Source organism: Streptomyces sp. NPDC026589, assembly GCF_040638385.1.
Taxonomy (GTDB): Bacteria; Actinomycetota; Actinomycetes; order Streptomycetales; family Streptomycetaceae; genus Streptomyces.
Genome location: NZ_JBEZYG010000028.1, coordinates 56,789 through 69,560, shown reverse-complemented (window position 1 = coordinate 69,560; position 12,772 = coordinate 56,789). Strand labels below are relative to the sequence as shown.

Here is a 12,772-nt window from a genome sequence, read left to right as displayed (position 1 = left end):
TCCGGCACGGGGAAAGGGTCATGAACTCCAAGGGCGTCGCGTGAACATCTCCGGGTCGACGGTGCGGGTGAGCAGGTGGAGGGGGGCGGCGTGGATGCCGGTCGCCTCCGCCGCTTCCCAGTAGGCCAGTGCGGTGGCCGCGTCGACCGGACCGTGGACGAGCGGCACGCCGGTACCCGAGGCATGGAGCAGGGACTCCAGTCGGCAGGACGCGATGGTGTCGGGCACCATCGGCTGCGCGAGGTATCCGGCCACCGCGGCGGCCGGGAGGCCCTCGGCCACCTGCCGTTCCGCGGGGCCGGCGCTCAGCAGCCCGCCACCGACGACCAGGACGTCCTTCGCCCGTTCCATCCGGCCGATGGCACGGGACGTGTCGAAGCAGTGCGGGAACGAGTCGTCGACCACCGTCGTGCCCGGTGGCAGACGGTCGACGTCCAGGAGTGTGCCGCCCCCGCTGACCGCCGCGACGATCAGGCGGGCGTCGTACACGGCGTCGGGCAGACCGTGATCCGACTCGACCACCTCGACGCACTCGACGAGACGGCGTTCCAGGAGGTTCTCGGCCAGCTCCTTCAGCCGTGGCCCGCTGCCCGGTACGTCACAGAGCAGCAGTCGGGCGGGCGGCTGCTGGGCCCGGGTGAGCAGCAACTCCAGTGAGGAGGAGCCGATCGAGCCGAGGCCCACGAACGCGACGGTGAGAGAGCCCAGTCGCTGCCCCGTCGCGTCGAGAGCCGCGTGCACGGTCCTGACGACGGACACGACGGTCGCCGCGTGACCGGTGGTGACGGCGGGGCCGGCGGCCTTAGTGGTGACGGCTCCGGTCGTGCCGGCGGCCCGCAGCACGTCGTAGCCGTAGCCCGTGAGCGAGGGGATCATGCCCGCCAGGGACACGGCCCGCGCACCGAGCGACGAGGCGAGCTCCACCCCCCGCGTGGTGTGCCCGAGCAGGCCGTCGCCGGGGGCGAGTTCGTCCGCGAACAGCGGGACGCACACGAAGCCCGAACGGCCCAGCGGCGTCCTCAGCGTCTCCAGAAGCCGTGGCAGCCCGTCCGGAAACAGCAAGGTCCGCAGCTGCTCGCGCGGCAGCGCCGCCTCCGGCAGACCCGCCAGCCCGGCGAGGTCGGCAGGGGACGGCAGATAGCCGATGAGTGCGGCATCCATCCGCGCGTCCCGGTCGGGGCCACCCGGGGCGCCGAGGTGGCCGGCATCGCGCACGGTCGAGGCCGCCGCATGCGCCAGACCGTCGCGCACCGCGTCCGTGAACGCGGCCAGCTCCTCCGGGGTGAACGCCGTCGCCGCCGCCCGGACGGTGATCCGCAGCCGCCCCCCGTCCGGACCGGCCGCCAGGAACACGTCCGTACCGGCAGGCGGCGGTGTGAACACGCCGTCGCCGCCCTCCCGGGCGACCGTCAGCGTCCTGCCGCTCTCCGGACCCAGGGCGGAGAAGTCCAGATAGGTGAAGAAGAACTGCGAGGCCATGGGCAGCCCGTTGGGCAGCGGCGGCACAGCCCCCTCGTATGCTCGCGCCTCGGCGGCCTCGGTGGCGACGCGCCGCAGATCGTCTTCGAAACCCGCGCCGTCGGTCCGGCCCGACGCCGGGCCTGCCGGCCGCAGGGGAACAGCCGTGGCGAAGGGACCGAACACCCGGTGTGCGTCGGGCAGGGAGTGGTCCCGGCCGCTCACCGCCATACCGAGCACCAGATCCGCCCGGCCCGTGACGGACACGAGGGCCCGGTAGTAGGCGGTGAGTACCGGGGCGTGGAGGGTGGACCCGGTACGCACGGCGAGCCCGCGCAGCGCCTCAACCCGGCCGGCGTCGACCGTGAACCCGCAGGTGTGGAAGAGCGGGCCGGGGGCGTTGCCCGACGGCGTGCCGGTGGTGGTCGCACCGGCAGCGAGCAGGGGCGGCCGGTAGGGCGCGCTCAGTCGCTCCCACCGGTCATCGCCGGTCGGGGCGCCCGGCCGAAGTGACGGGGCCCGGGTGACGGAGTCTCTGCCGACGGTGGTACCGGGGGCCGTGGCCGTGACGGCGTCCGTGCGCGCCGCGAGCTGGCGGGCGTGGTCGCGGAAGGTGCTGCGCGGCGGGGCCGGCGCCGGTTCTTCGCCGCTGGACAGGGCGTCGTACACGGCCGTCAGCTCCCGTACCAGGAGCGCGGCGCTGTAGCCGTCGCCGATGATGTGGTGGGCGTGGGCGACCAGGACGTGCTCGTCGGGAGCGACGGTGAGCACCCGCAGGCGCAACAGGGGCCAGGCCCAGGGTTCGAAGCGGCGCGCCCGTTCGGCGGCGACCCGCTCCTCCACCTGATCCGGGTCGGTGAGGACCTCGAAGTCGACCGGTAGGCGCAGTGAGGACGGAAGCTCCTGCTGGACGGCCGGGCGCGCCCCGGCGGGGAAGACGGTGCGGAGCATCGGGTGGCGTCCGACGAGCGTGTCCACCGCGCTCTGGAAGCGAGCGGTGTCGAGGCGGCCGTGCAGCCGCAACCGTGTGAGCCACGCCGATGTGTTGCCCGGGGCGAGGGCTTCGGCCAGCAGGAAGCCCCGCTGGGTGGGTGTCAGCTGGAAGGGCGGGGGAACGACGGTCGGACCGGTCGCCCCCGGGCGGTCGCCCCGTGGATGGTGTTCCCGGCCCGACGGGTCCGCCGCGGTGCCGACGGCCCCGACGGTGGCGTCGGCAGGGGCGCTCCCGGCGCCCGCCGCGGTATCGACGGTGAGGCTGACGGCGCTGTCCGCTGCGGCGGTCACTCCCGGGACGACGGCGCTGTCCGCTGCGGTGTCCACCGCGGAGGCGAGGGACGCGAGTGTGCGGTTGCGGTAGATGACGGTCGGCCGGGGGAGCGGACCGCCCTGCTGCTCCAGTCTGGCGAACACTTCCAGCACGAGCAGGGAGTCGCCGCCCAGGACGAAGAAGTCGTCCTCACGGGACACGTTCTCGGCCTGGAGCAGAGCGGTCCAGATGGCGGCCAGCCGGACTTCGGTGGGAGTGCGGGGCGGCGTACGGACGTCGCCCGTACGCGCGCCGATGCCGGTGTCCGTGTCCGCCCCGGGCGGTTCGGTCGCCTCCTGGAGCGCCGGAAGCCCACGCCGGTCGATCTTGCCCGTTCTGGTGAGCGGCATCCTGCCGACGCGGGTGATCCGGGACGGAAGCATGTAGGCGGGCAGCGACTCCGCGAGATGGAGCCGGAGCGCCACGGCATCCGCTCCGGCAGGTCCCGGCCCCGGCGTCACGAAGGCGGTGAGGCGTCCGTCCTCGGCGAGGACGACGGCGTGGGTGACGTCCGGGTGGGTCTGGAGCACCGCCTCGATCTCTCCCGGCTCGACCCGGTTGCCACGGATCTTCACCTGGTCGTCCAGTCGACCGAGGAATTCCAGGACGCCGTCCTCGGTCCACCGCACCCGGTCGCCACTGCGGTACCAGCGGCGACCGCGCCGGACCGTGAACGCGGTCTCTGTGAGGGCCGGTTCGCCGAGGTAGCCCGAGGTGAGGCCGACTCCGGAGATGAGGAGCTCACCGGCCCCGCCGGGCCGCACGGGCTCCCCGTCCGGGCCGACGACCTCCACCTCCGTGCCCGAGACGGGGCGGCCGATGGGCAGCCGCCGCACCTGGTCGCCGGGCCGGGCCCGGATGATGTGGCAGCTCGTGTTGATCGTGGCCTCGGTCGGGCCGTACAGGTTGGCGATGTGCTGGCCGTCGCCGAAGAGGTCGAACCAGCGGCGTACATGGGCGGGTGACAGGGCCTCGCCGCCGACATGGATCCACCGGAGCGCGGACAGGTCCGGCGGCGGCGCGCCGTTGCGTACGCGTTCCTCGGAAGCGCTGAGGAGCTGTTCCCAGAGCGTGGGAACCGAGCTCCATACGGTGATGCGACCGCGTACGACGTGGGTCAGCAGCCGGTCGGGATCGCGCAGCAGGTCCCAGGCCACCGTGACCACGGTGGCGCCGACGAGAAGCGGGGCGAGGAGCTGGCGGACGGACGCGTCGAAGCAGGGCGACGCGGTCTGGGCGAGCCGGTCGTGCTCGTCGTATCCGAAGGCGCCGATCGCCCAGTCGAGGTAGTTCTCCATCGACCGATGGGTGATGGGCACGGCCTTGGGCCGGCCGGTGGATCCGGAAGTGAAGATCACGTAGGCGATGCCGTCGGCGTCGACCGGGCCGTCGGGGGTGGGGAGTTCGTCCGGTGACAGGAGGGGGCCCGCGACCCGGTCCGGGCCTGCGACGGGTCCGGGAACCGCCACACCCCGGTACGGCGGTGCCGAAGCGTCGACATGCACCAGGGCGACGTCGCCGAGCGTTTCCCCCACCGTCCGGGTGGCGGCGTGGCAGAGCACCGTACGGGCGCCCGAGCGCCTGAGCTGGTCCGTCAGCCGCGCGGTCGGGTGGCCGGCGTCCAGCGGAACCCAGCCCGCCCCGGCGCGCAGGGCCGCGACGACCGAGACGACGGTGTCGGCGCCGGGTTCGGTGAGGAGCCCGACGAGGCTTCCCGGGGTGACGCCCCGGGCCAGGAGAGAGGCCGCGAGGGCGTGGGAGGCACGGTCGAGTTCGGCGTACGTCAGGGTGGCGGCGCCGGTGTCGACGGCGACCGCGTCCGGGGCGGCCCGGAACCGCTCGACCAGCCGACGCACGAGCGTGGCGGTGCCGGTGCCGGTGCCGGTGTCGTTGCCGTGGACCGGCATGGGCTCCGTGACTGCCGGGAGGCCGGGCCGAGGCTCGACGAGCGTGGCCAACTCGTCGTGGAATTCCCGGTCCAGGCGTGCCACCGTCGCCGGGTCGAAGAGCCGGACGGGGAAGTTCCACGAGAAGCGCAGGACCGCCTCGTCCTGCCAGCACAGCAGGCTCAGGCGGGTCGCGGCGGTGGCGGTGCCGGCCGCCGTCGGCCGCACGCTCACCGGACAACGCCCGTCGAGAGCGGCGGGGAAGCGCGAGAAGCTGAAGCCGGCCGGGCTCACCGTGCGGGGGCCGGCCCCGGACGGGTCCGCCGGCAGCAGCCGTGCCAGGTCCAGGCCGGTGAGGCTCGCGTGCCGCTCGCTCTCCAGCCAGATCCCCGCCAGCCGCGCGGCCAGGGCCCCCACCGACTCGTCCGGGTCCGTCACGCACAGCAGGGGCAGGGTGTCGGCGAGAGGCCCCACGAGCCGGTCCAGTCCCGTCATGCGGTCGTCCCGCCGGGCGCGGGCGACGTTCACCGCGATCTCCCGCTGCCCGCTCCAGCGGGCCAGACAGCGCACGTGCGCGGCGAGCAGCAGCTGGAAGAGGCTCACCCCGTGAGCGGCGGCGCGCTGCTCCAACGCGGCGGTCGGCACCGGGGCGAGGGCGCTCTGGTGTGTGGTCATCGGCGGCGCGGGCAGGGCGCACGGATCACCGTCGTACGGCAGTCGCAGCGGTTCGCCCCGGGAGGCGAGCCGACCCGTCCAGTACAGGCGGTCGGTGGTGAGGGTCCTCATGCCGTCCGTGGAGGACCGCCCATCGGCGGTGGCGGCGGCGTACCGCGCGAAGTCGGTGCCGAGCGGGGGCAGTGTCGGTGCGTGCCCGTCGGCGAGGGCGGTGTAGAGCGACCAGAGTTCTCCGGCGAGGATGTTGAGGCTGTACCCGTCGCCGGCCGCGTGGTGGATCACCAGCACCAGATGGGAGAGCTCAGGGCTTTCCCGGGCGAGGAGCGCACGCACGGGAGGCTCGGCCGAGAGGTCGAACGGCCGGTTGCGCAACGCCGTTTCGAGCTCTTCGATTCGGCCGGTCAGCTCGCGGACCTCGTACCAGGCGGACAGCGCGGCGGGCGGCGCGACGTACTGCCCCGGTGTCACCGAGCCGATCCCGTCGCCGATCCCGCCGTCGGTGCTCCCTGTGCTTCCGGTGTTTCCGGTGTTCTCGATGCGGATCCGGAGCATGGTGTGCCGGTCGGCGAGCGCGGCGAGTGCCTGACCCAGGAGCCGGGTGTCCAGGGGCCCCCGTACGGTCTGGCGGACGTAACCGTGAGCCGGGACGTCCGGGTGGAGCCGACCGCTGGTGTGCAGGGCCAGTTGGACGGGGGTGAGCGGGAAGGCGACCCCGTCCGGCACGGGAGACGGGGTGGGCGAGGGGGAGAAGGAGCGGGAAGCGTCGGTCGGCGGTTCGGGGGAGGGCGCGCTGTCGAGGTGGGCGGCCAGTTCGGCGACCGTGCGGTACTCGAAGAAGAGCGTGGCGGGCAGCGGCCTGCCCAGCTCCCGTTCGAGCTGCCTGACGAGGTCGACGGCGGCGAGCGAGTCGAGGCCGAGGGCGAGAAACGGCTCGTCGTCAGGGACCCCGGCGGCAGGCAGACGCAGCGCCGAGGCGAGCAGCCGCCGGAGCAACGCCGCGGTACCGCTGCCGCTACCGGGATCGGCACGGGGCCCGGTTCCCGCCCGCGTACCGCTGTTCACAGTGGTACGGGGTGCCCGGCCCGAGGCGGGCGGTTCCGCCACGGATTCCGCGGAGGGGCCTTTTCCCGTGGCTGCCGCCGAAGCGGCCGGGTCCGCCCTGACCGCGGGCCCCGGGGACGGCGTCAGGTCGGCGAGCAGCAGCTGCGCCGCGTCGACGCCGCATGCCGTGCGGAGCGCCGCCAGCGCGGGCTGGAGGGCGATGGGCCCGCCCCCGGCGCTCGGTACGGTGGCGGAGCCGCCTCCTGCCCCGGTTCCGAGGGCCGCCGCCATGCCCGTACCGGCGAGCGCCGCGAGGTTCACCGACTGCCAGGGCCTGCCCGCGTGCCGTTCCGACGCGGCGAACGCGTCGAGGAAGGCGTTGGCGCCGGCGTAGTCGCCCAGCGCTCCCGCCAGTCCGGGCAGCACGGCGCTGACGGAGGAGAACGCGACACGGACCGCCGGGTCGAGCCCGTGCCGGCGCAGGGCCAGCGAGAGCAGCAGACTGCCCCGGGTCTTGGCGGCCAAGGTCTCCGCCGTCTCCTCCGCATGCCGGTCACGCAGGGTGCCGGGTCGCACGGTCCCCGCGGCGTGGAAGAGCCCGTCGAGGTGGGGGAGTCCGGTGAGGAGCGCGTCCACGTCCTGCTCCACCGAGACGTCGGCCACGCGGTAGTGCACGGTGGCGCCCAGCGAGCGGAGTTCCTCGGCCAACCCGGCGGGCGGGCGGGGGGAGCGCCCGGCGAGCAGGAGGGTCGGGCGACCTCGGCCGGCGAGGTCCCGGGCGAGCGCGGCACCTACGCCGCCGCCGCCCCCGGTGATGAGGTAGGTGCCGTCGGGCGGCAGCGGTGACCGCGTCACCCCCGCAGGTGCGGCGGCGCCGCTCGGCAGCGGTGCGAAACGACGGGTGAGCCTGCGCCCGGCGCGCCAGGCGACGGTGGCGGCCCTGCCCGGAGTGCTGCCGCCCGCCGACGTCAGTTCGGCGAGTTCGGCCAGCACGGCGGCCAGCCGCTGGGACGGGGCGTCCAGCGAGCAGAGGTCGAGAGCGGTGGCCGAAGCGCCCGGAGTCTCCTGCGGCAACGCCATCAGCAGCCCGCCGAGGACGGCATGGGCAGGCCGCGGCCTCTCCCGTACGACCCCCGTCGCGTGGACGTCCTCGGTCAGTACCAGCAGCCGGTCCGCGCCTGACGCGTCGAACCGTACGAGGGCCTCGGCGAAGGCGGCCAGCGCGGAGTCCTGGGCCCGGCCGAGGGCGTCCGCGGTGTCCTGGCCGGGAGCGGGACCCGTCACCAGGACCACGGCATCCGGCGGCCCGTCGCCCGTTTCGTGCATCCGGACGCCCTCGGCGGAGAGCTGCGAGGCGAGCCCGGCGACGTACGCGGAGTCGGGACCTGTCAGCAGCACCGAACGTACGGCTGCCGCCGCCTGCCCGGGCAGCGCGGCGTCGTCCCACAGGACCCGGTGAAGCAGCGCGTTCGCGGGCGGATCGGCCCAGTACCGGCGGCGCTGGAAAGGATAGGTGGGCAGGGTAATCCCTTGGTGCTCCGCGTCGAGCGCCGTACGGTCCAGCGGCACGCCGTGCGACCACAGGCGGCCGATGGTTCCCAGCAGGGCCCCGCGCCCGCCGTGCCGGTCATCGGCGAGCCGTTCCGTATCCGTGCCGCGGTCGTCGGAACGTCCCGGCAGGGCGCACATCACCGTCGTCGTGCCACCGGAGGCGCCGGGGTCGTCAGTGGTTCCGGACGTTTCAGATGATTCGGACGTTCTGGAGGTCCCGGAAGCTCCGGGCCCTCCCGCGCCTGCCGCCGGGGCGTCGGCCGCGTACACCTCCGTCGTCGCGCGGACCGCACCCGACAGCGTCGCGCCGTGGCCGACCTCCACGAACGTGTCGTACCCCTCCCGGGCCAGGCGTTCCACGGCCGCCCCGAACAGCACGGGACGCTCGGCGTGCTCACGCAGGTACTCGGGGCCGAGGACCGGCTGCCACTCGGCGGTGACGGTGCTCATGAGGGGGACGGACGGGAGCTGCGGGGTCAACGCACGGGCCGCGTCGGCGATCCGGTCCGCCACCGGCCGCATCAGCGGCGAGTGGAAGGCCCGGGAGACCCGCAGGCGACGGGTGGGGACGCCCAGGGCTTCGAGACCGGCGGCGGCGCGCTCCACCGCACGGACGCCCCCGGAGAGGACCTGGAGCCCAGGACCGTTGTACGCGGCCACGGTGAGCGTCCCGTCGGACTCCGCCACCGCCGCGGCGACGGCCTCCTCACCCCCGCGGACGGCGATCATGGCCCCGGGCTCGGTGAACGCGCCCATGAGACGGCCGCGTTCGGCCGCGAACCGCACCGCCTCCCGGAGGGTCAGCACCCCGCTGACGCAGGCGGCGGTGATCTCCCCGACGCTGTGCCCGGCGACCGCGTCGGGCTCCACGCCCCAGGCCCGCAGCTGGCGGGCGAGCGCCACCCCGGAGGCGACGAGGAGCGGTTGCGCCTTCTCCGTCGCGTCCTGGGCGGTGGGGTCCACCTCCGGATCGAGGGCCCAGTCCAGCAGGGACCGCCCGCACACGGGCCCGAGGAAGGCGGACGCCTCGTCGAACGTCTCCCGGAACACCTGCGCCGTCCGGTACAGCGCCCGGTCCTGGCCGGGGAACCGCGAGCCCTGCCCGGGGAACAGGAAGACCACACGCGGCCGGGAACGGACGAGGCTCCCGATCTGCCCGCCCGATTCTCCCGTCGTGGCGGCGGCGATGGCGGCGAGCCGCTCCCGCAGATCACCGTCGGCGACGACGGCGAGCCGGTGGGGCCCCTCGTCCCGGGACGTGCTCGCGGTGCGGCAGACATCGCCCTCGCGCAGCCGCGGACGGCTTTCCAGATGTGTGGCGAGCCGGGTCACGGCGTCCCGCAGCGCGCCCGGACCGCGCGCCGACAGGGTAAGCAAGTGAGGCCCGTCGACCGCGACTTCACGCGAGACACCAGAATGAGGCGAGTCCGGGGCAGCCGGGGGTGGGGCCTGTTCGAGAACGGCATGGGCGTTGGTGCCGCCGAAACCGAACGCGTTGATCCCCGCGACGAGGGGCCCGGCGGACGACGTCCAGTCCCGGGCCTCGGTCACCACGGAGAAGCCCGCGGGGGCGAGGCCCGGCGAGGCCGGGGCATGGTGCAGCGACGGCGGCAGCCTGCGGTGGCCCAGGGCCAGGACGACCTTCACCAGCGCCGGAAGTGCGGCGGCGTTCAGCAGATGCCCGATGTTGGACTTCACCGAGCCGACCAACCGCGGCTCGCCGTCGGCGCGTTCGGGAAACGCGTGGGCCAGCGAACGCAGCTCGATCGGATCCCCCACGGCCGTGCCGGTGCCGTGGGCCTCCACGTAGGTCACCGAGGCGGGATCGACCCCCGCCGCCTCGTACGCCCGGGTGATGACCTCGCGCTGCCGCAGCGGGTTGGGCGCCATGAGGCTCATCGACCGGCCGTCGTTGTTGACGGCCGTGCCCCGGACCACCGCGAGCACCTGATCGTTCGCGAGGCGGGCGGCGTCGAGCCGCGTCAGGACGATGGCCGCGCCTCCCTCGCCGGGCACGAAGCCGTCGGCGTCGGCGCTGAAGGCGCGGCCGCGCCCGGTGGGGGACAGGGCCCCCGCTTCTTCCAGCAGCCGGTGCGGGGTCGAGGTCAGGTGGAGGTTGACCCCGCCGACGACGGCGAGGTCGCACTCGCCGTCCAGGAGGCTGCGCCGGGCCAGGTGCAGAGCCACCAGCCCCGACGAGCAGGCGGTGTCCACGGCGAGTGCGGGACCGTCGAGGTCGAGGCTCTGCGAGACCCGGGCGGCGACGAGGGCGGGCAGGTTCCCGGTGAGCGCGGCGGGCAGCGGGGAGCCGCCGGCCGTGGCCCGCTCCAGGACCTCCCGGTAGCCGCTGTCCCCGACCGCCGCGAACACACCGATCCTGCGACCGCTCCGTCGGGGCCCCGCGTATCCGGCACGTTCGAGAGCCTCGTGCGCGAGTTCCAGGAAGAGCCGGGCCTGCGGATCGAGCGTGCGTGCCTCGTCCTCGCCGATGCCGAAGTAGCCGGCGTCGAACCCGGCCGGGTCCTCCAGCAGTGCGGCCCATCGCCTCCGGGGAGCTGTCAGAGCTGCCGGAGCTGCGGGACCTCCTGGAGCCGCCGGCTTCGTCGGCAGGCTCCCCGACGGGTCCTCCTGGCCGTCGTCCCATCGTCCACGCGGTACGGGAGCGACGGCGTCGTGCCCGTCGACGAGCAGGTCCCAGAAGGCCTCGGGGGTGTCGGCGCCGGGGAACCGGCACGCCATCCCGATGACGGCCGCGGCGGTGGCGGCACCGTCGGTGGGGAGGGAGAGCGCCGGGGTCGGCCCGGCGGCAGATCGTCCGGCCCGCTGTATGGCGCTCTCCGCGGCGTCCGCGGCGTCCGCGTCGGACGGCCCCGGACCGGGCGCCGGCGTCAGAAGATGACCGGCCAGCGCGTCCACTGTGCCGTGGTCGCGGATGACCGCCGGCGGCAGGGTCACACCGAAGGCGTCCTCCAGCGCCACCAGCACCTCCATGGCCTTGAGCGACGTCCCTCCGAGGCTCCCGAACGGCTCGTGCGCCCCGATCGAACCGGCGGGCCGGCCCAGCACCCGCGCCCACGCCTGCCGCACGACCTCGGCGGTCTCCGCGCGGGCGCGGGGCGCCTTCGCACGGGGTGCCTTCTCGTGAGGTTCCGCCGCAGTCCGGGGAGTTCCGGACAAAACGCCACCATCGCCATCACCGTCACCGGTCCCGAACGCGCCCTCCTCGAAACGCTCCCGCAGCCGCCGACGTTGCAGCTTGCCGCTCGTCGTCCGGGGGAACGCGCCCGGCGGCAGGGCCAGCACCCGCACATCGTCATGGAGCAGGGCCTCGCGCACCCGGGCCGCGACGCGTTCGAGTACGTCCGCCGCCTCGCGCGCGGGCCGTGCCCAGGGGACGAACACCACGACGCGCTCCGCACCGGTGACCGGGTCCGTCGACCCGACCACCGCCGGGGCGCCGGGAGGCAGCCCGGGAGTCGTGGCCGCGACCTCCTCCATGTCCGTGGCGTGGAAGGTGCGGCCGTTGAGGAACAGCACGTCCTTGTGCCGGCCCGTGACGCACAGCCGGCCGTCCCGCAGGAACCCGAGATCACCGGTGCGGAGCCACCCCCCGGCGAACACCTCCGCGCTCGCGTCGGGAAGGCCGTGGTAGCCACGGGCGAGCTGGGGTCCGCGCACCATGATGTGCCCGGTCCGCCGGTCCCCGAGGACGGTGCCCGCGTCGTCGACGACGCGCACGGCGCAGCCCGCCACCGGCAGCCCCACGTCCATCAACTCGACGGCCCCTTCGCCCGGTTCGGCGTCCACCGCCACTCCACGGCTCAACGACGCCCGGTCCAGGACCAGGGGCTCGGCCACCTCTCCCGGCGGCGGGAAGGTCACCGCCAGCGTCGCCTCCGCCAGGCCGTAGACCGGCTGGGCCGCCGCCGGGTCCAGCCCCGACGGCCGGGTCCTGTCGGCGAAGGCACGCCACACCGCGGGCGCGATCGGCTCCGCCCCGACCAGGATCAGCCGCACGGCCGAGAGGTCCAGCCGGGCCAGGACCTCCTCGGGAACACGGCGTACGGCCAGCGCCAGGGCGAAGTTGGCCGCGGACAGCACCGTGGCCCGGTGCCGGGCCGCCACCTCGAACCACAGGCGGGGCCGCTTGGCGAACGTCAGCGGACCGATCTTGACCTGCCGGGCCCGGGCGGCCAGCGGAGCGAGGTGGGTGCCGATGAGCCCCATGTCGTGGAAGTACGGCATCCAGCTGACCACCACGTCGTCGGGGCCCAGCGCCGAGGCGGCCCGTATCTGCTCCAGGTTGGCCAGCACCGCGCCATGCGTCACCTCCACCCCCTTGGGGGCACCGGTGCTTCCCGAGGAGAACTGCACGAACGCCACGTCGTCGAGCCCGGCGGTGGAGGTCTCCCGCAGTACCGGTCCTTCCCGGAGGACATCGAGGGTCAGGGTGCGAACGGCGTCGGGGAGTTCACCGGACAGCGACGCGGTCGAGGCGTCCACGACGACGGGTGGCCGCCCGAGGTGCTCCCAGACCGGGAGCACCCGACGGGCGTCCGGCGCCAGCGGAACCGGAACGAGGCCGGCCGCCACCGCACCCCAGAACATCGGCTGGAAGTCCTCGCTGCGATCGGCGAGCAACGGCACACAGGTCCCTGGCGCCACCCCCGCCTCCCGGAAGCCCCCCGCCACACGGAGGGACGCGTCCAGGAGTTCGCGCAGGCTGACCGTCAGCTCGCCGCCGTCGCCGCGCACATGCACGACGACCTGCCCGGGAGCCTCACGCACCGCGTCCAGTAGTACATCCAGCAGTGTCATGTAGTGCTCCACCGGTCCGTCGGTCCGTTCCTCGGAG

1 protein-coding gene is annotated in these 12,772 nt (G+C 74.5%); it reads right to left on the bottom strand.

What is annotated here, in order from left to right; translation table 11 throughout:
• Positions 1–18 precede the first annotated feature (18 nt).
• On the bottom strand, positions 19–12,747 hold the full coding sequence (locus tag AB0F29_RS34770; protein ID WP_361880893.1) for an amino acid adenylation domain-containing protein: 12,729 nt from the start codon (positions 12,745–12,747) through the stop codon (positions 19–21).
• Positions 12,748–12,772 lie beyond the last annotated feature (25 nt).